Raw genomic sequence first — 23,092 nt, forward strand, 5'->3', positions numbered from 1 at the left:
TGGCCGAATCGTGCGGTCGGCGGGCGTCGGGATCGCGCACCAATGGTCGGCAACGGCGTGCAACCGCCTGCCATCACCCCATACGGGCGCAGGATCGGCGAGAATCCACCGCCACTCACGAAGGACCCCCGCATGGCCGGTGCCAGCCTGTTCACCCTGCTCGACGACATCGCCACGCTGCTGGACGACGTTTCCATCCTGACCAAGGTCGCGGCCAAGAAGACCGCCGGCGTCCTGGGCGACGACCTGGCGCTCAATGCGCAGCAGGTCACCGGCGTCACCGCCGACCGCGAGTTGCCGGTGGTGTGGGCGGTGGCCAAGGGCTCGCTGATGAACAAGGTGATCCTGGTGCCGGCGGCACTGGCGATCAGCGCCCTGGAGGCCTGGCTGCGCGGGCGCGGCTACAACGTTCCTCTGGTGATGCCGCTGATGATGATCGGCGGTGCCTACCTGTGCTTCGAGGGCGTGGAGAAGCTGGCGCACAAGTTCCTGCACAACCAGGACGAGGAAGCGCAGCGGCATGCCGAGCGCACCCGCGCGCTGGCCGACCAGAACGTGGACGTGGTGGCGCTGGAAAAGGACAAGGTCAAGGGCGCGATCCGCACCGACTTCATCCTGTCGGCGGAGATCATCGTGCTGTCGCTGGGCGTGGTGGCGGGGGTGTCGTTCGGCCAGCAGGTCGCGGTGCTGGTGGCGATCGCGCTGGCGATGACCATCGGCGTGTACGGTCTGGTCGCGGCCATCGTCAAGCTGGACGACCTGGGCCTATACCTGAGCAAGAAGGGCGCGGCGTTGGCGGCGCTGGGCCGCGGCATCCTGGTGGCTGCGCCGTGGCTGATGAAGTTCCTGTCGGTGGCCGGCACGCTGGCGATGTTCCTGGTCGGCGGCGGCATCCTGGTGCACAACATCCCGGCACTGCATCACCTGGTTCAGGACCTGGCCAAGTCGGCCGGCGGCATGGGCTGGTTGGTCGATGCACTGGGCAACATGCTGGTCGGCGTGATTGCCGGTGCGATCGTGCTGGGCGCGGTGATGCTGTTCCAGAAGCTGCGCGGGAAGCCGGCGGCGCACTGACGCCGTCCCGCGGCGGGCCAGGGGAGCCCCTGGTCGCCGCACGGAAGCGGTTGGTCGTAGTGGGGCCCGGCGGCAACCGAAAGACCGGCGGCGCCTCTGCGTCGTGCGTCGGTGATCCGGTCCGACCGGTCGATGCGGCAGGCCGCGTTCGCGGCTAGTCGGCGCTGATCACCCGATTCTTGCCGGCTGCCTTGGCGTCGTACATGGCGCGGTCGGCACGGCGGATCACATCGTCCTGGGCCTCGTCGAGATGGCGTAGTGCCACGCCGCCGCTGAAGCTGACGAACACGCGCACGTCCTCGTGCAGCAACGAGCGCTGGGCCAGTGCGCGCTGCAGGCGGATCACCGCCGCGCTGGCTTCGAAGATGGTGGAGTCCGGCAACAGCAGCACGAACTCCTCGCCGCCGAAGCGGGCGATGGCGTCGGTGGTGCGCAGCACCGACTTGGCCACGTCCACGGTGTGGCGCAGCGCGGCGTCGCCACCGGCGTGGCCGTGGGTCTCGTTGAGGCGGCGGAAATCGTCCAGATCCAGCATCGCCACGCACAAGGGTTGCCCGCCGCGCTGGGTGCGTGCGGCCTCACGCTGGAACAGTTCCTCGAAGCCACGGCGGTTCAGCGCGCCGGTCAGTTGGTCTTCGCGCACCAGCCCGGCCACGTCCTTGAGTTCCTGTTCGAGCGAGGCGATGCGCTGCTCGGCGTCCTCGACCTGGCGGCGTGCGGCCAGCAGCTCGTCGCGCGCGGCCAGCGCCTGCGCCTGCACGCCGGCGGTGTCCTGCAGCACGTCCTGCAACAGCCGGTTGAGGTCGGGAATGCTGCGAGCGTCGCCGATCGCCTGCGAATAGCCGGCAACGCGATCGTGGTACTCGCCGGTGCTGGTGGCCATGCCGTCGAGCCGGTCGACGAAGGACACCATCATCTCGCGCATCGCGGTCTTGGAGTCGGCAATGCCTTGCTTGAGCAGGCCCTGCTTGTAGATGACCTCACGCAAGGTGCCGCGTGCCTGTTCGATCGAGCTGACATCCAGCGGCCCGGAGATCAACTGCCGCACCACCGAGATCTGGCCCTGCAGCCAGCTGCGATCGTCGAGCAGTTCGCCGACGTTCTCCAACAGCAGGTCGAACAGGCCGAGCAGCAGGTTCTGCTGCTCGCTGGCATCTTCGGCACGCAGGCCGATCTGATGACTGAGTTCGCGCAGGCGCTGTTCCAGCGTGATCAGCTCATGGCCGGGGCGCCAGTGGCGCAGTGCCGATGCCAGGGTCTGCGCTTCCTCGGCCAGTTCCGGGCTGCGTTGCAGCAGCGTGGCCAGGGCATTGCCCAGCGCGTGCCGCAGCAGGTCGCGCAGTTGTTCGGCTTCGGTGCGTCCTTCGGCCAGCGAGTCGCCGGTATCGATGGTGCGGATGTACTTGTCGATCAGTTGCCGCAGGGTGCGGCCGTAGCCGGGCCAGTCGCCGGCCGCATAGGCTGCGCTCAGGCGCACGCCCATGTCGCCGAGTTCGCCATGCAGGCTGGTGATGCCTTCGGCGAAGGCCAGCAGCAAGGCCTCCGGATGCGCGGCATGCGAGAACAGGCGCATCAACAGGGCGGTGGCGGCCGCCGGGTCGTGCGCGCCGGACTTGTTCTTGGCCGGCACCAGCTGATGCGCGGCCAGGCCGTGCCCGCCGCCGATCACGCTGGGCAGGGCGGCGGCCGGGCGCGCGCTGTCCGCGCCGCCCCAGGGCAACAGGCGGCGCAGCCCGCCACGTGGGCGGCTTGGGAGTTCAGGCTGGTCTGCCATGCGCCGGGGTCTCGGAAAGTCGTGGTGCCATTGCGGGTTATCGGCGCGCGGGCGTCGCGCTTAAGCGGTCTGGGCAGGTCTGCGCAGTTCCGGCAGGCAGCCCCGATGCCAGGCAGTGCACGACAGCGGTCCCGCGTGCGCGGCTGAACAAGTCATGCGGGTGATGGCGGGCGCCGCCGTCGTTGCCCGCTTTCGGTGCGTTTCAACAACCGCGCACCACGGCAGGGATGTCATCGCACTGCAATGCGCCGCTTATGCCTTTAGAGCTACGCAACCATGCGCAAGGGAATGTAGATGTCGCAGAAAAGTCAGCACGTATTCACGCATATTTTATTTGCCTGGGGTGTAGATTCGTCCCAAGGACAACGTGGAGTACGCGCGTTGGCCCCGCTCCTCATTCGTAGCAGGTCGTCTGGCTGAATCGGCAGATGATGGTTGTCGCTTCGCTGTTTTTCCGTCTCCACCCACTTTACGACGGACGTTTAGATGGTTGCCATGATGCCGCTTCACGCTACTACCGCACGCTTAGAGCGCAGCACGATGCTCCCGACTCTGAAGAAGAGCGGGCGACCGCGTGATGCGCGTGGCCGCTTCATTCGCCATCACGAGCGCCTGCCGGTGTCGCCGGCCGATACCCGCGGCGCCTTGTTCGTGGTGTCGGAGATGGCGGACTTCATCAAGGCGGGCGGTCTGGGCGATGTGGCCGCTGCGCTGCCACGCGCGCTGCGCCATCGCTACGACGTCCGTGTGCTGATCCCCGGCTATCGCGCGGTGCTGGCACGCGCGGGCAAGGTGGAGATCGTCGGCCGGGTGCTGGCGCATGCCGCACTGCCGGCCTGCGACATCGGCCGTATCGTGCAATCGGACGGGCTGCCGATCTACATCCTGCTGTCCAAGGAATTGTTCGAACGCGACGGCTCGCCCTATGTGAGCACCAGCGGCTCGGAATTCGAAGACAACGCGATCCGCTTTGCCACCTTGTCGCATGCCGCTGCGCAGATCGCCGCCGGCCATGCCGGACTGGGCTGGAAGCCGCGGCTGCTGCACCTCAACGACTGGCCGTGCGCACTGGCTGCCGCCTATGTGCGCTGGTCCGGCGGCACCACGCCGTGCCTGTTGACCATCCATAACCTGGCCTACCAGGGCCTGGTGCCGTATTCGATGGCCGCCGCGCTGGGCATCCCGGCCGAGCGTGTGGCCGAGCTGGAGTTCTACGGGCAGATGTCGTTCCTGCGCGGCGGCATCGTGCATGCCGACCACGTCAACACGGTCAGTGTCAGCTATGCCCAGCAGATCACCGGTCCGGCGCAGGGCTGTGGCCTGGACCGCCTGCTGGCCGGCCGCGCCGCCAAGGGCGCGCTGACCGGCATCGTCAACGGCATCGACGCCAGCTGGGACCCGCGTACCGACGAATATCTGGACACGCACTTCAGCGTCAATCAGTGGCAGGGCCGCCAGGCCAACGCCGCGCAGGTGCGCAAGGCCTTCGGGCTGCGCGAGAGCACCGGCCCGCTGTTTGCGGTGGTGTCGCGGCTGGTACATCAGAAGGGCCTGGACCTGATCTGCGAGGTCGCCCCGCAGATCGTGGCGGCCGGCGGCCAGATCGCGGTGATCGGCGGTGGCGAGCCGGAGATCGAGCAACAGGTCGCCGAGCTGACCCGGCGCTATCCGGGCCAGGTCGGTGCCTTCATCGGCTTTGAAGAGGGCTTGGCGCGGCGCATGTTCGCCGGTGCCGACTTCCTGCTGATGCCATCGCGCTTCGAGCCGTGCGGCTTGAGCCAGATGTATGCACAACGCTTTGGGTGCCTGCCGATCGCGCACGCCACCGGTGGTCTGATCGACACGGTGGATGACGGCGTCACCGGCTTTTTGTTCCAGCACGCCAGCGTGGAAGCGTTGCGCCGCTGCCTGGAGCGCGCATTCCGCACCTTCCGCCTGCCCAGCCTGCTGTCGGCGATGCGCCGCGCGGCGATGCTGCGTCCCAGTGGTTGGGATGTGGCGGGCAAGAAATACCTCTCGCTGTACGAACGCACCGCCGCAACCGCCCCCGCGCTTGCGACGGTGTCATGAGCGAACGGCTGGGCGTGCAGGGGCAGGAGACGGAAGCGACGGCGGTGACCATGGATGGGATGTCGGATCTGGTGCAGAGCGTGCAGGCGCTGGCCGATGGCCTGCCTGCCGATGCATTCGCGGTATTGGGCCCGCATTCCCAGGTTGATGGCCGCCGGCTGGTGCGCGTGCTGGCGCCCGGTGCCGAGGCGATGGGCCTGATCGACCCGCGTGGCAAGTTGCTGGCGCGCATGCAGTCCGGCCCGGTCGATGGCGTGTTCGAGGGCACGCTGGCGGTCGAAGGCCCGTATCGGCTGCGCATCGTCTGGCCGGACGTGGTGCAGGAGATCGAAGACCCCTACGCCTTTGCCGCCACGCTGGACGAATCCACCCTGCTGCAGATCGCTGCCGGCGACGGCCAGGCGCTGCGCCGTGCCCTGGGTGCCCAGCACCTGCACTGCGACGACGTGCCCGGGGTGCGCTTTGCGGTGTGGGCGCCGCATGCGCAACGCGTGGCGGTGGTGGGCGATTTCAATGGCTGGGACGTGCGCCGGCACCCGATGCGCCCGCGCATCGGCGGGTTCTGGGAGCTGTTCCTGCCGCGCGTGGAAGCCGGCACGCGCTACAAGTACGCCATCACCGCTGCCGATGGCCGCGTATTGCTCAAGGCAGACCCGGTGGCGCGCCAGAGCGAATTGCCGCCGGCCACCGCCTCGGTGGTGCCGGGCGCGGCTGCGTTTGCCTGGACCGATGCCGCCTGGATGGCCGCGCGCGATGCCAATGCCGCGCCGGCGCCACTGTCGATCTATGAAGTGCATGCCGCGTCCTGGCGGCGCGATGGGCACAACCAGCCGCTGGACTGGCCAGGGCTGGCCGCACAGCTGATCCCCTATGTGCAGCAGCTCGGTTTCACCCATATCGAGTTGCTGCCGATCACCGAACATCCGTTTGGCGGCTCCTGGGGCTATCAACCTTTGGGGCTGTACGCACCGACCGCGCGCCACGGCAGCCCGGATGGCTTTGCCCAGTTCGTCGATGCCTGTCATCGCGCCGGCATCGGCGTGATCCTGGACTGGGTCAGCGCACACTTTCCCGATGATGCACACGGCCTGGCGCAGTTCGACGGCGCCGCGGTGTACGAGCATGCCGACCCGCGCGAAGGCATGCATCGCGACTGGAACACGCTGATCTACAACTACGGCCGGCCCGAAGTGACCGCCTACCTGCTGGGCAGCGCGCTGGAGTGGATCGACCACTACCACCTCGACGGCCTGCGCGTGGATGCGGTGGCCTCGATGCTGTATCGCGACTATGGCCGTGCCGAAGGCGAGTGGGTGCCCAACGCGCATGGCGGCCGCGAGAATCTGGAAGCGGTCGCCTTCCTGCGCCAGCTCAACAGCGAGATCGCCACGCGCTTTCCCGGCGTGCTGAGCATCGCCGAAGAGTCCACCGCCTGGCCGGGCGTGACCGCGCCGATCAGCGAGGGCGGCCTGGGCTTCACCCACAAATGGAACATGGGCTGGATGCACGACACGCTGGGCTACATGCAGCGCGATCCGGCCGAGCGCGCGCAGCACCATAGCCAGCTCACCTTCGGCCTGGTGTACGCGTTCTCCGAGCGTTTTGTGCTGCCGCTCTCGCACGACGAAGTGGTGCACGGCAGCGGTGGCCTGCTCGGGCAGATGCCCGGCGACGACTGGCGGCGCTTTGCCAATCTGCGCGCCTACCTGGCGTTGATGTGGGCGCATCCGGGCGACAAGCTGCTGTTCATGGGCGCCGAGTTCGGCCAGTGGAACGACTGGAATCACGATCAATCGCTGGACTGGCATCTGCTCGACGGCGCCGCGCATCGCGGCGTGCAGCAACTGGTCGGCGATCTCAACGCCGCATTGCGACGGGTGCCGGCGCTGTACCGCGGCACGCATCGTGCCGACGGCTTCGACTGGAGCGTGGCCGACGATGCGCGCAACAGCGTACTGGCATTCATCCGCCACGATCCCGATGGCGGCGCACCCTTGCTGGCGGTGAGCAACCTCACCCCGCAACCGCACCACGACTATCGCGTTGGCGTGCCGCGTGCCGGCGGCTGGCGCGAAATCCTCAATACCGACAGTGCCCATTACGGTGGCAGCAACCTCGGCAACAGCGGTCGCCTGGCGACCGAGCCGATGGGCATGCACGGGCACGCACAACGCCTGCGCCTGACCCTACCGCCGCTGGCCACGATCTATCTGCAAGCGGAGAAATAAGAATGAACGAGCGCAACGACACCACGCCGGCATGGGGTGCATGGCCAGCGGGTGAGGGACAGGTGCGCTTCGCGCTCTGGGCACCGGACGCCAACAGCGTGGAAGTGGTCTTCGACGACGGCGCGCGCATCGCGTTGCAGGCCGCGCAGGATGGTTTCTTCAGCGCGGTGATCGCCTGCGCGGCGGATGCGCGCTATCGCTACAGCGTCGATGGCGGCGAACCGGTGCCGGATCCGGCCTCGCGCTGGCAGCCCGAGGGCGTGCACGGCCCCAGCGCCGTGCAGCGCAGCGATGGCTACGCCTGGCAGAACACCCAGTGGCAGGGACGGCCGTGGGACGAGGCGGTGATCTACGAACTGCATGTCGGCACCTGTGGCGGCTATGCCGGGGTGCAGGCGCAACTGCCGCAGCTGGCGGCGATGGGCATCACCGCGATCGAGCTGATGCCGCTGAGCGCATTTCCGGGCGCGCACAACTGGGGCTACGACGGCGTGCTGCCGTATGCACCGGTAGACGCCTATGGCACGCCGGACCAATTGAAGGCGCTGATCGACGCCGCGCACGGACACGGCCTGATGGTGTTGCTGGACGTGGTCTATAACCACTTCGGCCCGGACGGCAATTACCTGCACAGCTATGCCGCCCCGTTCTTCAACGAGGACAAGCCCACCCCGTGGGGCGCGGCGATCGATTTCCGCAAGCCGCAGGTGCAGCGTTACTTTCTCGACAATGCGCTGATGTGGCTGCACGAATACGGCTTCGACGGCCTGCGCCTGGATGCGGTGCATGCGATCACCCCGAACGCCTTCCTGGATACCTTGCGGCAGACCGTGCAGGCCAGCCTGCCGGCCGGCCGCCATGTGCATCTGGTGCTGGAAAACGAGGCCAACCAGGCGTCGCAGCTGCAACGCGGCTACACCGCGCAGTGGGACGACGATTTCCACAACGCCCTGCATGTGCTGCTGACCGGCGAAGAGGAAGGCTATTACGCCGCCTTTGCCGACAAGCCCACCGAACACCTGGCGCGCGTGCTCGGCGAAGGTTTCGCCTACCAGGGCGAGCCGGACCCGCGCGGGCATGTGCGCGGCGAGCCCAGTGGGGCGCTGCCGCCGCACAAGTTCGTGGTCTTCGCGCAGAACCACGACCAGATCGGCAACCGTGCGCGCGGCGAGCGGCTGAGCGTGCTGGTGTCGCCGCAACGCCTGCGTGCTGCGCTGGCGCTGACCACGCTGACGCCGATGATTCCGCTGTTCTTCATGGGCGAGCCGTGGGGCGCCACGCAGCCGTTCCTGTTCTTCACCGACTTCGGCCCGCCGCTGGACGATGCAGTGCGCGAAGGGCGCCGTCGCGAATTCGCCCACTTCGCCGCATTCGCCGACGAAGCGCAGCGCGCCACCATTCCCGATCCGAACAGCCACGACACCTTCGCCGCCTCGCGCTCGCCGATCGAAGACGCCGCGCAGGGCGAAGGCGTGCAGTGGACAGCCTGGTTCAAGGCGCTGCTGGGCGTGCGTCGCCAGTGGCTGGTGCCGGGGCTTGCACAGGCGCGCGCGGTGGGCGCCAGCGTGCTGGCCGACGGTGCAGTGACCGCCAGCTGGGAGTTGCCCGACGGGCTGTGGCATATCGCCTTCAACGTCGGCGCCTCGGCGGTGCCGATGCCGCCGTTGCGTGGCCGCGTGGCGCATGTCGAAAACGTCGCTGCCGATGCGCAGCAGTTGCCGGTCGATGGCTTCATCGCCTGGCACGAGGCGCGCGCATGAGTACCCGCGATCTGAGCAGGAGCGATCTGCATGCGCTGGCCGGCGCGGCCGGGGTGATGGTGGACTGGGTGGATGCCAGCGACCAGCCACGGCAGGTGTCCGACCAATCGCTGCATGCGGTGCTCACCGCGCTGGAACTGCCTGCCGGCACCGCTGCGCAGCGCGAAGACAGCCTGCGTCGCTGCAAGGCGCAAGCCACCGAGCCGGCGCCGCTGCTGACCGTGCAGGTGGCCGGGTTGCTGCCGGTGTCGGTTTCCGCCAATGCCAGCGGCCGCTGGCTGGACGACAGCGGCGCCAGCGAGCCGGCGCATGCCGATGCGCAGGGGCAGGTGCGTGCGCCGCAGCGTTTCGGCTACTGGACGCTGCAGATCGGCAGCCTGACCCAGCAGGTTGCGGTCGCCCCGCAACGCTGCTTCAGCGTGGCCGATGCCTGTGGCCTGCCGGCACCGCGTGCCTGGGGCATGGCGCTGCAGGTGTATTCGGCACGCAGCATCGACGACGCCGGCATCGGCGACGCATCCGGCACGGTGGAATGGGTGCGGCATGCCGCACTGGCCGGTGCCGATGCCCTGGCCCTGAGCCCGGTGCATGCCGCGCGCCCGGTCACCGGCGGCTACAGCCCGTATTCGCCCAGCGACCGGCGTTTTCTCGATCCCCTGCATGCCGCACCGGTGCGCGTATTGGGCGAGCTCGCACTGGAGGCGATCAACGAGGTGCCCGGCCTGCGCGAGCGCTTCGATACGCTGCACCACAGCGCCCTGATCGACTGGCCGGCCTCGGCGCAGGCCAAGTGGCAGCTGCTGCGCCATCTCTACACCCGCGTGCCCGCCGATCACCCCGATCTGGCTGCCTTCCGCAGCGAGGGGGGCGAGGCGCTGGAGGGCTTTGCACGGTTTGCCGCGCAGGATTTCGGCGACGGCGATCCGCAGCTGCACGTGTTCACGCAATGGCTGGCGGCGCGCAGCTGGTCCGATGCGCAACGCGAGGCGCACGAGCGCGGCATGAAGATCGGTTTGATCGCCGATCTGGCCGTGGGCTTCGATCCCAATGGCGCCGAAGCCGCGGCAGCCGCCGACACCGTGCTGCGCGGCCTGGTGCTGGGCGCGCCGCCGGACGCCTTCAATGCCGACGGCCAGCACTGGGGCATCGGTGCGTATTCGCCCACCGCATTGCGGCGTAGCGGCTATGCGCCGTATATCGCGCTGCTGCGCGCAGTGCTGCGCGACCGCGGCGGCATCCGCATCGACCATATCCTGGGGTTGTTGCGGCTGTGGGTGGTGCCGGAAGGTGCCAGCTCCAACGAAGGCGCGTATCTGGCCTATCCGCTGCACGATCTGCTCAACCTGCTCGCGCTGGAATCGTGGCGGCACCGGGCGATCGTGATCGGCGAAGACCTCGGCGTGGTGCCGCCGGGCATCCGCGAGGAACTGTCCCGGCGCGGGGTGATGGGCATCGATGTGCTGATGTTCACCCGCGACGACGATGGCGCCTTCGTCTCGCCGGCGCTGTGGCGGCCGGATGCGGTGGCCACCACCACCACGCACGATCTGCCCACCCTGACCGGCTGGCGCGAAGGCCGCGATATCGACTGGCGACGCAAGCTGGAACTGATCCAGCCCGCGCAGGCCAGCGATGACGCCACCGCGCGCAGCAAGGATCTGGCACGCCTGGATGCGGCGGTCGAACACGCCGGCCTGACCGCGGCGGACGACCCGCTGCTGGGCGCGCTGCGCTTCACCGCCACCAGCGTCTCGCCCCTGGCCTTGCTGCCGGTGGAAGACGCGCTGGCGCTGGAAGAACAACCCAATCTGCCGGGCACCGTCGAGGTCCATCCCAACTGGCGTCGACGCCTGCCCGATCCCTTGCCGCATGCGCGCCTGAGTACGGCGCTGCAGGGCTTTGCCGAGGCGCGTCGCGTCGCGGCTGTTTCGGAACCGCATCCATGATCGAACTTCGCGCCACCGCCCGCCTGCAGCTGCATGTCGGCTTCACCCTGCACGATGCGCTCGCGCAGGTGCCGTATTACGCCGGCCTCGGCATCAGCCATCTGTACCTGTCGCCGATCGGCACTGCGGTGCCGGGCTCGACGCACGGCTATGACAATATCGACCCGACCGTGGTCAATCCCGAACTCGGCGGCGAAGACGCGCTGATCGCCCTGTCGCAGGCCGCGCGCGAGCACGGCATGGGCCTGATCGCCGACATCGTGCCCAACCACATGGCCACGCATGCGGACAACGCATGGTGGTGGGATGTGCTGCGCAATGGCCGCAGCGCCAAGCATGCCGACTGGTTCGACATCGATTGGCGCGCCCCCGGGCGCGACGGCAAGTTGTGGCTGGCGGTGCTGGACCGCCCGTATGCCACCGCACTGGCCGAAGGCCTGATCACGCTGGTGGTGGAGGACGACGGCAGCGCGGCACTGGCGCATTACGACCAGCGTTACCCGATCCGTCCGCAGACGCTGGAGGTGCCGGAAAAGACCGCCCGCGCGCAATGGCTGCGCGACTACAACGACGGCGCCAAGCGTGGCGATGGCCGTCTGCACAAGCTGATCGAGCGCCAGCCGTACCGCCTGAACTGGTGGCGCGTGGGCAACGACATGCTCAACTACCGTCGTTTCTTCGATATCACCTCGTTGGTGGCATTGCGCGTGGAGCTGCCGGCGGTGTTCGACGCGGTGCATGCGCTGCCGCTGCGGCTGGTGGCCGAAGGTCACCTGGATGGCTTGCGCATCGACCATGTGGACGGGCTCACCGACCCCACCGGCTATGTGCGCAAGCTGCGCAGCCGGCTGGATGCGGCCGGCCGCACGCGTGGCCTCAAGCCCGGCACGCTGGGGTTGTATCTGGAAAAGATCCTGGCGCCCGGCGAAGCCTTGCCGGCCGACTGGCCCTGCGATGGCACCACCGGCTACGACTTCATGGACCAGGTCGGCGGCGTGCTGCATGACCCGGCCGGCTTCAAGCCATTGGCGCGTGCCTGGCAAAAGGTGAGCGGACGCAGTGGCGATTTCGCACAGGAAGAGCGCAGCGCACGCGACGAGATCCTGCGCGGCCCGCTGCAGACCGAATTCAATCGCGCCGTCGGTGCGTTGTCGGCACTGGCGCGACTGGACCCGCCCACGCGCGAGTTCAGCCCGCAGATGCTGGCGCGCGGCCTGTGCGTGTTGCTACGCTGGTTTCCGGTGTACCGCACCTACGCCGGTGCCAAGGGCGTGACCGGCAGCGAAGCCGAGCGCCTGCGCGCCACTGCCGCGCGTGCGCGCGAGGGCATGCCGGAGTCGATCGTTGCGGCTGTCGACGCGATCGAGCGCTGGCTGCTCGACGATGCCGGCGCCGACCGCGCGCAGGTCGCCTTGCGGCGCATCCTGCGTCGTCGCGTGGAGCAGTTGTCCGCACCGCTCAATGCCAAGTCGGTGGAAGACACCGCGTTCTACCGGCATGGCGTGCTGCTGTCGCGCAACGAGGTCGGCAGCCATCCGACCCACTTCGCCAACGACGCGGCCGAGTTCCACGCGCAGAATCTCGAACGCGCCAAGCACGTCCCGCGCGCGTTGCTGGCCACCGCCACGCACGACCACAAGCGCGGCGAAGATCTGCGCATGCGGCTGGCGGTGCTGTCCGAGCAACCGCGCTGGTGGATCGAGCAGAGCAGCCAGTTCGATGCCTTGACCGAGACGCTGGACTCGCCGGCCTTGGCCGGTGGCGACCAGCAGATGCTCTGGCAGACCCTGGTGGCCGCCTGGCCGATCGGCCTGGGCGCTGACCAGACCGAACCGCTGGCCGAGTACGCCGAGCGCATTGCGCAGTGGCTGCTCAAGGCGGTGCGCGAAGCCAAGCTGCACACCAGCTGGACCGATGGCTCGCCGGCCTACGAGCAGGCCGTGCAGGCCACCGTGGAGCAGGTGCTGTGCAGCCGCGCCGGGTTGCCGCTGCGGCGGGCGCTGCTGCGCGCCAGCAACCACATCGCCGCCGCCGGTGCGCGCAACGCGCTGGTGCAGACCACGTTGCGTCTGACCGTGCCGGGCGTGCCCGACCTGTACCAGGGCACCGAAGGCTGGGATCTGTCGCTGGTGGACCCGGACAACCGCCGCCCGGTCGACTACGCGCAGCGCCAGCAGTGGCTGGCGCAGGCGCGCGACTGGAACACGCTGCTGCGCAGCTGGCGCGATGGCGCGGTCAAGGCACGTCTCACCGCACTGCTGTTGCAGCTGCGTGCCGATCATCCGTCGCTGTTTGCGAAGGGCGATTATCAGCCCTTGACCGTGGCGGTCAGCGGCGATGCGCAGGTGCTGGCGTTCCGCCGCCAGTACCGCGGCCAGTCGCTGGTGGTGGCAGTGACGCGGCTGGGTGCCGGCAACCAGGGCGATGGCGACCTGCCGCTGCTGGTGCCGCCGGCCAACTGGGGTCAGGCGTCGTTGGCATTGCCGCCCGCCACGTATCGTAATGTGCTCGATGGCAGCACACTGCAGCCGCAAGGCGGCCGCGTGGCGATATCCACGCTGTTTGCACGTGCGCCAGTGGCAGTGTTGTTGACCCCCTAAGAGAACGTAAGCAATGAACGACATGGAACGGCAAGCGCGGCTTCGCCAGTTGGCACAGGAGATCTGGGAGGCCGAAGGCCGCCCGGACGGCCACGCAGATCGGCATTGGGCCATGGCCGAACGGCTGGTGGATGCCGAAGAGCGCGCCGCCGAACAGGCCGGCCCGCCGGTAACTGCACGCCAGTAACGGTGCCTCTGTCACCTTGCATGGTTCACCCTGCAGGCTGTGCCGTGCCAGGGTGAGCGTGCCCAGGCACGCAGGCGCCCGCATTCGCTCAGCGTTTTGAGTTCACCGTTCTCAGGAGTTACCGATGGCCACCCGCAAGTTCACTCAGCGCTCGCGCATTCGCGAAGGCCGTCCCAACCCGCTCGGCGCCACCTGGGATGGCCTGGGGGTCAATTTCGCGCTGTACTCGCGCAACGCCACCCGGGTGGAACTGTGCCTGTTCGACGAGCGTGGCCGCGAGCAGGAGCGCCTGGCGCTGCCCGAATACACCGACGAGGTCTGGCACGGCTATTTGCCCGACGCACGCCCCGGCCAGCTGTACGGCTACCGCGTGCATGGACCTTATGCGCCCGAGGCCGGGCATCGCTTCAACCACAACAAGCTGCTGCTGGACCCGTATGCCAAGCAGATCGTCGGCGAGCTCAAATGGGCGCCGCATCTGTTCGGCTACACCATCGGCCACCGCGACAAGGATCTGAGCTTCGACCGTCGCGACAGCGCCGCGTTCATGCCCAAATCCGCAGTGATCGACCCGGCCTTCACCTGGGGCCAGGACCGCCCGCCGCAAACGCCGTGGAACCGTACGGTGATCTACGAAGCGCACGTGCGCGGGCTGAGCATGCTGCATCCGGCAGTGCCGCCGGAAAATCGCGGCACCTTCTCGGCCCTGAAGACCGACGAGCTGATCGACCACATCAGCTCGCTCGGCGTCACCGCGGTGGAGCTGCTCCCGGTTCACGCCTTCGTCGACGACCAATACCTGCTGGAAAAAGGCCTGCGCAATTACTGGGGCTACAACACGCTGGGGTTCTTCGCGCCGCAGGCGCGCTACATGTCCACGCGCACCGTGGCCGAGTTCAAGCAGATGGTGGCGCGCCTGCATCACGCCGGGCTGGAAGTGCTGCTGGACGTGGTCTACAACCACACCGCCGAAGGCAACGAGCTGGGGCCGACGCTGTCGTTCAAGGGCATCGACAATGCCAGCTACTACCGCCTGGCCGACGATCGCCGCTTCTACATCAACGACACCGGCACCGGCAACACCTTCGACCTGACCAACGTCGGCGCGTTGCGCATGGTGATGGACTCGCTGCGCTACTGGGTGCAGGAAATGCATGTCGACGGCTTCCGCTTCGACCTGGCCAGCATCCTCGGCCGCGAGCGCTATGGCTTCGATCCGTCGGGCAGCTTTCTCGATGCGGTGCGCCAGGATCCAGTACTGAGCCAGACCAAGCTGATCGCCGAGCCGTGGGATATCGGCCCGGGCGGTTACCAGGTCGGCAACTTCCCGCCGGGCTGGGTGGAATGGAACGACAAGTTCCGCGACAACGTGCGCGCGTTCTGGCGTGGCGACGGTGGTCAGCTGGCCGAACTGGCCACGCGCCTGACCGGCTCGGCCGACCTGTTCAACCATAGCGGCCGCCGCCCCACTGCGTCGGTCAACTTCGTCACCGCGCATGACGGCTTCACCCTGCGCGATCTGGTCAGCTACGAAGGCAAGCACAACTTCGCCAACGGCGAAGAGGGCAGGGACGGCAGCGACCACAACATCTCGGCCAATTACGGCGTCGAAGGCGACACCAACGACCCGGCCATCAAGCAGCTGCGCCGCCAACAGATGCGCAACCTGCTGGCCACGTTGTTGCTGTCGCAGGGCACGCCGATGCTGCTGGCCGGTGACGAGTTCGGCCACAGCCAGAACGGCAACAACAACGCGTATTGCCAGGACAACGAACTGACCTGGATCGACTGGACTGCCGCCACTAAAGCCGCCGCCGCCGATCAGGCTGCATTCGTGCGGCGGTTGATCCGCATCCGCCAGCGTTACCCGCTGCTGCATCGCGCCCGCTTCTTCGATGGCAAGTTCGACGAAGCGCTGGGTTTGAAGGATCTCACCTGGCTGGCACCGGACGGCCACGAGATGGACGAAGCCGGCTGGCACGACCCGGAAGCACGCGCGCTGATGCTGCGCCTGGATGGCCGCTCGCCGACCACCGGCTTGCGCGAGATCGCTGCCAACGTGACCTTGCTGATGCTGATCAATGCCGCCTCTACCAGCGTTTCGTTCACGCTGCCGGCGATGCACGACGAACATTGGCGCGTACTGGTCGACACCGCACGCCATGGCGGCCGCGTGGTGGCCGGCGGCAGCGAATGGAAGGCGCCGGCGCATTCGCTGACCTTGCTGGCGGTGGAGCGCGATCGCATCGCCAGCAGCGCACGCATCGTCTCCGAGGGCGCACGCTGATGGCAGGGGCGGTCTGATGGACGTGCTGCTGGCAGGGGCCACCGGTCTGGTCGGCGGACATGTTTTGCAACAGCTGCTGGCCGACGCGCGCTGTACCGGCGTGGTGGCGATCACGCGCCGGCCGCTGTCGCAGATCCATCCCAAGCTGCGCAACCAGGTGATCGATTTCGAGCGCCTGGATCACTGGACCGCGCCGCGCATGGAAGCGGCCATCTGCGCCCTGGGCAGCACGATGAAACAGGCCGGCTCGCGCGAGGCGTTCTACCGCATCGATCACGACTACCCGATGGCGCTGGCACGCGCCGTCTGCGCGCAGGGCACCTCGGTGTTCGTGCTGAATTCGGCGGCCGGTGCCGATGCGCACTCGCGCATCTTCTACAACCGCGTCAAGGGCGAATTGGAACGCGACCTGCGCGCGGTCGGCTTCCCCTCGCTCACCTTCGTGCGCCCGGGCCTGATCGGCGGCGAACGCGAGCAGCGGCGCACCGGCGAACACATCGGCAGCCTCGTGCTGGGCGCGCTCGGCCCACTGCTACCACGCCGCTTCCGCATCAACCCGGCCGAACGCATCGCCGCCGCCATGGTGAGCGCCGCGCTGGCACCGGCGCGTGGCGAGCACAGCGTCGAGGCGGCGGAGTTGGTTGGCTAACGCCGCCTCATCGCCTCGTCGCGAGGCAGCCGGATAGAGGTGAGGCGCCGCCGTATTGTAGGAGCGTGCCTGCGCGCGACGGGGCATTACCAGTAGCTTCATCGCGCGCAGGCACGCTCCTACAGGTTCACGCGCAGCAGACTGGCATCTCCGCCAGCACAAATCCCCGCTCACACTCCCAACGACTGTCCATCATCCATCATCCATCAGCACCCGCCCGTCGTCGCGAAGGTGTCGCGGATAAAGGAACCGGTCGCCGGCTGTTCGTAGGAGCGTGCCTGCGCGCGACGGGGCGTTACCGATAGAGCTTCGTCGCGCGCAGGCACGCTCCTACCGGTTGGCCGACAGCGGATCGGCGTGTTCGCCAGCACAAATCCCCGCTCACACCCCCAACGACTGCCCGCCATCCACCGCCAGTACCTGTCCGGTGATCCAGCGCGCCTGCGGCGATGCAAGAAACAACGCCGCATCGGCGATGTGCTGCACTTGACCGAATCCGCCGAACGGGATGCTGTCGCGGATGCGGGCATACAGCTCCGGTTCTTCATCGCGGCGGCGGGCCCATAGCCCGTCCGGAAACTCGATAGAGCCTGGAGCGATCGCGTTGACGCGGATGCGCTCGCGGGCGAGCTCGGCGGCCAGCGTGGTGGTGTAGTAATTGAGCGCCGCCTTGGCGGTGGAATAGGCGATCGCACGTGGTGTGGGGCGTTGCGCATTGATCGAGCTGATATTGAGGATCACTGCCGCGTCGCTGTTGCGCAGGTGCGGTAGCGCGGCGCGATTGCAGCGCACTGCGGCCATCAGATCCACGTCCAGGCCGGCTTGCCAGCTCGAATCGTCGTTGCCATGTCCATAGCCGGAGGCGTTGTTGATCACCACGTCCAGACCATTCAGTGCCTGCGCTGCGGCCTGCACATAGGCCTCGATTTGCGCAGCGTCCGACAGGTCGCAGGCGAAGGTGTGTACCGGGGCTCCATGAGGCGCCAACGCGTGGGCGGCCTGTGCCAGGCCATCGGCATTGCGTGCGCACAGCGAGACCTGCGCGCCGTTGCGGACGAACGCTTCGGCAATCGCCAGGCCGATGCCACGGCTGCCGCCGGCGATCAGCACGCGTTGATTGCGCGGCGAGATTTGCGTGGGTGCTGCGGAAATGGACATGGCGGACACTCGATCGGAAACCGACATTATCGAGCAGCCCGGTCATGACGCGGTGCTCGGCGCCGTTGCAGTGTTGAACGCAGCATCGCAATGTCTGCTCTCCGTTCCACAACTTCCACCGCTTCTGCCAACGACGCGCCGGCCACCGCGCGTAACGGGGCATGCGATCTACTGCGCTCATCCTCAGGCGTGCGGCGGTGCTCGGAATTGCCATGTGCTACACGTACCCTCAGGTTTTGAGCGCGCCGTCCACACGCCCCGAGCGATTGCTCGCTACGTGTTGTCAGCCACCCTAAATCGCGGTGCGCAGCGCTGCGCTGCGAGCCAGGTTGGGGGCCATGCACCGACACCTGGCTGCGGCCGCGTGCGCTGTCATCTTTGTGCAATACCGTGCGCACGCAGCTTGCAACGCAAGCCTCATCACCAAGCATGATCAGCTCATGCGTTTTCGATTGCTCGCCGCTAACCATTTGTTTACACGTTTGCGCCGCGCTGCGGGCACAACGTGCGGGTCATTCAGTGGGAGTTGCACATGGAAACCCATATCACCGTCATCGGTGCCGGCTTCTGCGGCACCGCGCTGGTCCGTGCGCTGGCGCAGACGGCCGATGCGCAGGTGCGTATCACCCTGGTCGGCGTGACCGAGACCTTCGGCAGCGGCATCGCCTATGGTGCCGCCCGGCCGGAGCACCTGCTCAACGTGCGTGCCAAGGACCTGGGCATCGATGCGCAGGCGCCAGGCGCCTTCGCCGATACCCTGCATCTGGGCGACAGCGGGCGACTGGAATTCCTGCCGCGCCTTGCCTATGGCGATTATCTGCGCAGCGAGCTGGATACCGCGGTCAGTGGCGCGCAGGCGTCGATCGTGCGGCTGTCGCAGGAAGCGGTGGCGGTGGAGCGTGCGCGCAAGGGCTTTCGCGTGTTCCTGGCCAATGGCGATGCCTTCCACAGCGATCGGGTGGTGCTGGCGGTGGGCGCACTGCAGCCGCAGGCGTTGGCCGGGATCGGCCCGCGCCTGAGCGTGCATCCGCGCTACATCGGCTGGCCGTGGCAGGGCGATGCCCTGGCGCGCCTGTCGCCGGACGACGATGTGCTGATCGTCGGCACCGGGCTGACCATGGTGGATGTGGCATTGACCCTGCACACGCGCGGGCATCGTGGCCGCCTGCTGGCGATCTCGCGACGCGGCCTTGCGCCGCAGGCGCATCTGCGCCAGCCGGGTGCAGCGCTGGAATTGCCGCCGCATCTGCAGCGCGCACTCAAGGATGCCGACCTGCGTGGCCTGCTGCGCGGCGTACGGCAATTGAGTGCAGTGGTCGACGACTGGCGACGCGTGGTGGATGCCTTGCGCCCGCATCTGCAACCGCTGTGGCAGCGGCTGGAGTTGCCGCAGCGTGCGCGTTTCCTGCGCCATCTGCGCCCGTATTGGGAGGTGGCGCGGCACCGCGTTGCGCCGGGCGCAGCGGAACAGCTGGCGCAATTGCAGCAATCGGGGCAACTGCAGATCGTCGCAGCGCGCCTGCTGCGTGCGCGTTGGGTGCCCGATGGCGTGGAAGCGGTGATTCGCCCGCGTGGATCGGCCGACGCGCAGACCGATCATTACGATGCGGTGATCCGCGCCACAGGGTTGGACACCGATATCGACCGCACCAGCGACCCGTTGATCGCCGGCATGCGCGAGGCTGGGCTGTTGCGTGCCGATCCGCTGGGCCTGGGCGTGGACACCGATGCGCAACTGCGCGTGCGCGATGGTGCCGGACAGATCGTGCCGGGGCTGTATTGCGTGGGCCCGCTGCTACGCGGACGCTATTGGGAAATCACCGCCGTGCCGGAGTTGCGTGTGGCCACACGTGCCCTGGCAGACCGTCTGTTGCTGGGCGCGATGCCGGCGTTACAGCCGGAGCCGGAACAGGTGCGGCGCGAGGTCAATGCGCGCTTGTAGCTGGGTGGATTTGCATTGCAGCTTTTTGATGGTTGTATGAAGTTGAAGCTGTGACGAGTGCGAGTTTGGGCCTTCTCTCATCGAGAGAGTGCCTCATCACCCTGCATCTTGAACCCTTCTCCCATCGGGAGAAGGTGGCGCGCCAGCGCCGGATGAGGGTAGGCGCGCAGCCCCGTGGGGTTGGATGATGCCGCTTTGAAAAAGTTGCTTCCGGTCGACGCTCGCCAGTAGCAGCATTTTTTTGTGTGTGCATCAGACGTTTGCGTAATGCTCGTGTCGTCTGTCGTCTGTCGTCTGTCGTCGACCGACATTCCTTCGTCTTTTTCTGGCGATAGAAGCGCCCGATCACGCAACAAACGGCCTCTGCGCGCGCAGGCATAGCCCGCACGGCGCAATCTCGCGCGGACATCGCCAAACAGCGCAATCATGCCGCGTGATGCGTAGCGCAGTGCGCCGTTGCAGACAGGACTGGGTCATGTTGACGGCCCTGGGCTGATTACAGTCCAGGTCGCTTCCTTCCCTCATCCTGGAGTTCGCCATGCCCCGTCTTGCTCCCGCTGCCCTGCTCGCCACGCTGTGCGCCTGCGCGCTGCCCGCCTGGGCCAGCGAATCGCTCAATACCCGTGCGGAAGTGCTCGCAGCCCTGGAATCCGGTTACGACGTCAGCCTGACCACCGATCTTGGCCGCTGCACACCCGAACAAGGCACGCCGGTCACCCAGACCCGTGGCGGCCGCCATATCGATGCGTACCGCATCACCGAGGACGGCACTGCCGCGTTCTCTGGTTCGCACTTCACCGTGGCCAACGACGGCAAGCCGATTCAGCAGTTCATGCGCTACCAGCTGCGCCCGGATGGCAGCGTGCGTTTCACCACCTACATGTACGACCTGCCGGGTCTGCAGCAACGCGGGCCAGTGCTGGCGTATCAATGCACGATCAATCAAGGCATCCGTTTCCACGCCGGTTGACCACATGACGACTGCGCGGGCTGCAGCAGCCATCGCGTGCACGGCGACGCGCAGTCGTTATCTGCACCCGGGTCGCGGAGAGGACAGCGAGTTTTCTTCCGCCAAGGATGCAGGACCCGCTTGGCGCACAGACGACGCCCACCGATATGAGGCAAGCGCCGCAGTTTGCGGTTGCCCGTTAGCGACCTTGTCCGTGCTTGCGTCAGCGCGGTGACGACTGCTGCAGCGCAACTGCGTCGGCGGTGCTGGATTGCCAGCCGCCACCCAGCGCCCTGAAGGTGGCCACCGCACTGCGCGCGGCATCCGTGCGCGCCTGCACCTGCGCATCGGACGCGCGAAGCAGCTGCTCGTCGGCATTCAACACTTCGATCAGGCTGACCACGCCCTTTTCGTAGGCCAGCGCCGACGCGGTGCGCGCCTTGCCCAGTGCGTCCACGCCTTGCGCGAGCACGCTGGCTTGTTGTTCGCGTTTGACCAGTGCGGTGAATGCATTTTCGACGTCCTCGGTGGCGCGCAGGACCGCCAGGCGATACGCCGCCAGCTGCTCGGCTTCCTGGCCCTTGGCCTGGGCGATCTGCGCATTGATGCGGCCGAAGTCGAACAGCCGCCAGCGCAGGCCCAGCACGCCGGCGGACTGGCTGGCATCGCCGGTGAACAGGTTGGCGCCGGAGATCGCGGTGGCGCTGCCGAGCAGTCCACTGAGCGAGAATTTGGGGTAGTACTCGGCCATCGCCACGCCGATGCGCGCGTTCGACGCTGCCAGCCTGCGCTCGGCCGCGATCAGATCGGGGCGGCGCCGCAGCAGGTCGCCGGGCGTGCCCGTCTCGGCGATCCGCGGCGCAAGCGGAATCGGTTTGGTGGCGGCCAGTTCCGCGCGGTGCGTGCCAGGCGGCACACCCAGCATCACGTCCAGGGCGTTCATCGCCGCGACCAGGGCGCTTTCGATGCCGGGCACCGAGGCCTGCGCCTGTGCCAGCGCGCCTTGCGCCTGGTGCAGTTGCAACTCCGGCGCGAGCCCCTTGCCATGCAACAGCGTCACCATCGACAGCAGGCCCTGCTGGGTGGCGACCTGGCGCTGCACCACCTCCAGCCGTGCCTGCAGGCCGCGGATGCTGATGTAGATATCGGCGGTCTGCGCCGCCACCGCCAGGCGGGTGGCGGCGGCGCCGGCTTCGCTGGCCTGGTAGTCGGCCAGTGCGGCCTGGCGCCCGCGACGCAGGCCGCCGAACAGATCCAGCTCCCAGCTCGCGCCCAGGTTGGCTTCGTAGCTGCTGGCGTAGCGGTCGAAGTTGGGCGTGCTGTTGAGCACCTGGCCGAGCGGCGTTTCCAATGACTGGTAGGCGCGGGTCGCGTTGCCGCTGATGTTGCCTGAAGGCAGCAGCGCAGCAGTGGCGGCGGTCAGGCCGGCGCGGGCCTGGGTGACGCGCGCGGTGGCCTGGGCCAGGTCCAGGTTCTGCGCCAGCGCTTGGGCGACGTAGCGGCTCAGGTCGGCGTCGTCGAAGCCGGTCCACCAGGTCGAAAGCTCGGCCGGTCGCGCTGCCGGGCGCACTTCGACTGCCGCCTGGCCTGCATAACGGTCTGGCAGGGGCGCTGCGGGGCGGGTGTAGGTCGGACCGACTGCGCAGCCCGTGGCAAGGCTGGCAACGACAAGCAGGGCAACAGGACGGAACGGGGACATGGCAGACCGGGCGGGCAGGGATAAGGTGTGACTATAATACGAAATGGTCACTTTTGTATGTGGGGCGCTGGGGCGCTAAGCTGGCGGCATGAGCAAGACATCCAGCTATCCGGTTTCGGGCCGCGGCCCGGCCGACCATGACGTGCGCGATCAGATCGTGATTGCGGCCACCGAGCATTTCAGCCGCTACGGCTACGAGAAGACTGCGGTTTCGGACCTGGCCAAGGCGATCGGGTTCTCCAAGGCCTATATCTACAAGTTCTTCGAATCCAAGCAGGCCATCGGCGAGATGATCTGCAGCAACTGCCTGCGCGAAATCGAGACCGAGGTGCGTGCCGCGGTCGACGAGGCGGAGCAGCCGCCGGAAAAATTACGCAGGCTTTTCAAGGTGATGATCGAGGCGAGCCTCCGGCTGTTCTTCCAGGATCGCAAGCTGTACGAGATCGCCACCTCGGCGGCCACCGAGCGCTGGCAATCGGTCCGCGCCTATGAAGTGCGCATCCAGACGCTGCTGCAGGATGTGCTGCAGCAAGGCCGGCAAAGTGGTGATTTCGAGCGCAAGACGCCACTGGACGAGGCCACGCAGGCGATTTACATGGTGCTGCGCCCCTACATGAACCCGCTGCTGCTGCAGCACAGCCTGGAGCAGGCCGACGAGGTGCCGGTGCTGTTGTCGAGCCTGGTGCTGCGCAGCCTATCGCCCTAAATTCGTTTGTGACTATTGACTGATTTAGTCACAAGTCTCAGGATGCGAGCCTTCATCAGCTCG

The 23,092-nt window shown here is 67.5% G+C and carries 16 protein-coding genes and 1 other RNA gene; 13 read left to right on the forward strand and 4 right to left on the reverse strand.

Translation table 11 applies throughout. The features are described from left to right. Positions 1-132 precede the first annotated feature (132 nt). Positions 133-1,074 (forward strand): DUF808 domain-containing protein, encoded by a 942-nt coding sequence (locus DGN21_RS02060; RefSeq protein ID WP_053046019.1) that lies wholly within the window; start codon positions 133-135, stop codon positions 1,072-1,074. A 154-nt stretch (positions 1,075-1,228) separates the two neighbouring features. Here DGN21_RS02060 and DGN21_RS02065 read toward each other — a convergent pair whose 3' ends face one another. Next, a complete protein-coding gene (locus DGN21_RS02065; RefSeq protein WP_024938243.1) occupies positions 1,229-2,848 on the reverse strand; it encodes a GGDEF domain-containing protein in 1,620 nt (539 codons plus the stop codon). 486 nt (positions 2,849-3,334) lie between these two features. On the opposite strand from DGN21_RS02065, the gene glgA reads away from it, so the two are divergent. From glgA to DGN21_RS02105, 8 genes are all read left to right on the forward strand, one after another. After that, positions 3,335-4,918: a glycogen synthase GlgA gene (glgA, locus tag DGN21_RS02070; protein WP_047127915.1), complete on the forward strand. Its 1,584-nt coding sequence runs from the start codon at positions 3,335-3,337 to the stop codon at positions 4,916-4,918. Beyond that, the gene (locus DGN21_RS02075; RefSeq protein WP_215825100.1) at positions 4,915-7,146 is read left to right on the forward strand and encodes a 1,4-alpha-glucan branching enzyme; all 2,232 of its coding nucleotides are present in this window, start codon (positions 4,915-4,917) and stop codon (positions 7,144-7,146) included. The genes glgA and DGN21_RS02075 overlap by 4 nt, the downstream gene beginning before the upstream one ends. A 2-nt stretch (positions 7,147-7,148) precedes the next feature. Beyond that, positions 7,149-8,906 carry a malto-oligosyltrehalose trehalohydrolase gene (treZ, locus tag DGN21_RS02080; protein WP_215825101.1) on the forward strand — a complete coding sequence of 586 codons (1,758 nt, stop codon included), beginning with the start codon at positions 7,149-7,151 and terminating at the stop codon, positions 8,904-8,906. Further along, positions 8,903-10,852 (forward strand): 4-alpha-glucanotransferase, encoded by a 1,950-nt coding sequence (gene malQ / locus DGN21_RS02085; protein ID WP_160955105.1) that lies wholly within the window; start codon positions 8,903-8,905, stop codon positions 10,850-10,852. Before treZ ends, malQ begins: the two co-directional genes overlap by 4 nt. Beyond that, positions 10,849-13,452, forward strand: a complete 2,604-nt coding sequence (gene treY / locus DGN21_RS02090; protein ID WP_215825102.1) for a malto-oligosyltrehalose synthase — start codon at positions 10,849-10,851, stop codon at positions 13,450-13,452. Before malQ ends, treY begins: the two co-directional genes overlap by 4 nt. Positions 13,453-13,465: 13 nt before the next feature. After that, positions 13,466-13,639, forward strand: a complete 174-nt coding sequence (locus DGN21_RS02095) for a DUF2934 domain-containing protein (RefSeq protein ID WP_160955103.1) — start codon at positions 13,466-13,468, stop codon at positions 13,637-13,639. A gap of 124 nt (positions 13,640-13,763) precedes the next feature. Next, positions 13,764-15,926, forward strand: coding sequence for a glycogen debranching protein GlgX (gene glgX, locus DGN21_RS02100; protein ID WP_016901662.1), 2,163 nt, complete (start codon positions 13,764-13,766; stop codon positions 15,924-15,926). Positions 15,927-15,942: 16 nt separating this feature from the next. Then, a complete protein-coding gene (locus DGN21_RS02105) occupies positions 15,943-16,575 on the forward strand; it encodes an NAD(P)H-binding protein (protein WP_184578088.1) in 633 nt (210 codons plus the stop codon). 381 nt (positions 16,576-16,956) lie between these two features. On the opposite strand, the gene DGN21_RS02110 is transcribed toward DGN21_RS02105, so the two are convergent. Continuing rightward, positions 16,957-17,733, reverse strand: coding sequence for an SDR family NAD(P)-dependent oxidoreductase (locus DGN21_RS02110; RefSeq protein ID WP_126965375.1), 777 nt, complete (start codon positions 17,731-17,733; stop codon positions 16,957-16,959). A gap of 212 nt (positions 17,734-17,945) precedes the next feature. On the opposite strand from DGN21_RS02110, the gene DGN21_RS02115 reads away from it, so the two are divergent. Together DGN21_RS02115 and DGN21_RS02120 are read left to right on the forward strand one after the other, a co-directional pair. Then, positions 17,946-18,022: non-coding RNA, sX9 sRNA (locus tag DGN21_RS02115), on the forward strand. A gap of 243 nt (positions 18,023-18,265) precedes the next feature. After that, on the forward strand, positions 18,266-19,675 hold the full coding sequence (locus DGN21_RS02120) for an FAD/NAD(P)-binding protein (protein WP_104543873.1): 1,410 nt from the start codon (positions 18,266-18,268) through the stop codon (positions 19,673-19,675). Positions 19,676-19,752: 77 nt separating this feature from the next. Here the strand turns inward: DGN21_RS02120 and DGN21_RS02125 are convergent, their stop codons facing one another. Then, positions 19,753-20,103 carry a hypothetical protein gene (locus tag DGN21_RS02125; RefSeq protein ID WP_215825103.1) on the reverse strand — a complete coding sequence of 117 codons (351 nt, stop codon included), beginning with the start codon at positions 20,101-20,103 and terminating at the stop codon, positions 19,753-19,755. A 110-nt stretch (positions 20,104-20,213) separates the two neighbouring features. Between DGN21_RS02125 and DGN21_RS02130 the strand changes: the two genes are divergently transcribed. Beyond that, positions 20,214-20,645: a VirK family protein gene (locus tag DGN21_RS02130; protein ID WP_126965374.1), complete on the forward strand. Its 432-nt coding sequence runs from the start codon at positions 20,214-20,216 to the stop codon at positions 20,643-20,645. A 202-nt stretch (positions 20,646-20,847) separates the two neighbouring features. On the opposite strand, the gene DGN21_RS02135 is transcribed toward DGN21_RS02130, so the two are convergent. Next, positions 20,848-22,323, reverse strand: coding sequence for a TolC family protein (locus DGN21_RS02135; protein ID WP_215825104.1), 1,476 nt, complete (start codon positions 22,321-22,323; stop codon positions 20,848-20,850). An 88-nt stretch (positions 22,324-22,411) separates the two neighbouring features. On the opposite strand from DGN21_RS02135, the gene DGN21_RS02140 reads away from it, so the two are divergent. After that, positions 22,412-23,029, forward strand: a complete 618-nt coding sequence (locus DGN21_RS02140; protein ID WP_039517156.1) for a TetR/AcrR family transcriptional regulator — start codon at positions 22,412-22,414, stop codon at positions 23,027-23,029. Positions 23,030-23,092 lie beyond the last annotated feature (63 nt).

This window comes from Xanthomonas sp. MLO165 (genome assembly GCF_018831305.1).
GTDB classification, from domain to species: Bacteria; Pseudomonadota; Gammaproteobacteria; order Xanthomonadales; family Xanthomonadaceae; genus Xanthomonas; species Xanthomonas arboricola.

Coding starts and splice junctions, on each gene's coding strand:
- DGN21_RS02120 (WP_104543873.1), top strand. CDS start 18,266: ATGGAAACCCATATCACCGTCATCGGTGCCGGCTTCTGCGGCACCGCG.
- DGN21_RS02060 (WP_053046019.1), top strand. CDS start 133: ATGGCCGGTGCCAGCCTGTTCACCCTGCTCGACGACATCGCCACGCTG.
- DGN21_RS02140 (WP_039517156.1), top strand. CDS start 22,412: ATGAGCAAGACATCCAGCTATCCGGTTTCGGGCCGCGGCCCGGCCGAC.
- DGN21_RS02065 (WP_024938243.1), bottom strand. CDS start 2,848: ATGGCAGACCAGCCTGAACTCCCAAGCCGCCCACGTGGCGGGCTGCGC.
- treZ (WP_215825101.1), top strand. CDS start 7,149: ATGAACGAGCGCAACGACACCACGCCGGCATGGGGTGCATGGCCAGCG.
- DGN21_RS02125 (WP_215825103.1), bottom strand. CDS start 20,103: ATGATTGCGCTGTTTGGCGATGTCCGCGCGAGATTGCGCCGTGCGGGC.
- DGN21_RS02095 (WP_160955103.1), top strand. CDS start 13,466: ATGAACGACATGGAACGGCAAGCGCGGCTTCGCCAGTTGGCACAGGAG.
- treY (WP_215825102.1), top strand. CDS start 10,849: ATGATCGAACTTCGCGCCACCGCCCGCCTGCAGCTGCATGTCGGCTTC.
- DGN21_RS02075 (WP_215825100.1), top strand. CDS start 4,915: ATGAGCGAACGGCTGGGCGTGCAGGGGCAGGAGACGGAAGCGACGGCG.
- DGN21_RS02110 (WP_126965375.1), bottom strand. CDS start 17,733: ATGTCCATTTCCGCAGCACCCACGCAAATCTCGCCGCGCAATCAACGC.
- glgA (WP_047127915.1), top strand. CDS start 3,335: ATGGTTGCCATGATGCCGCTTCACGCTACTACCGCACGCTTAGAGCGC.
- DGN21_RS02135 (WP_215825104.1), bottom strand. CDS start 22,323: ATGTCCCCGTTCCGTCCTGTTGCCCTGCTTGTCGTTGCCAGCCTTGCC.
- glgX (WP_016901662.1), top strand. CDS start 13,764: ATGGCCACCCGCAAGTTCACTCAGCGCTCGCGCATTCGCGAAGGCCGT.
- malQ (WP_160955105.1), top strand. CDS start 8,903: ATGAGTACCCGCGATCTGAGCAGGAGCGATCTGCATGCGCTGGCCGGC.
- DGN21_RS02105 (WP_184578088.1), top strand. CDS start 15,943: ATGGACGTGCTGCTGGCAGGGGCCACCGGTCTGGTCGGCGGACATGTT.
- DGN21_RS02130 (WP_126965374.1), top strand. CDS start 20,214: ATGCCCCGTCTTGCTCCCGCTGCCCTGCTCGCCACGCTGTGCGCCTGC.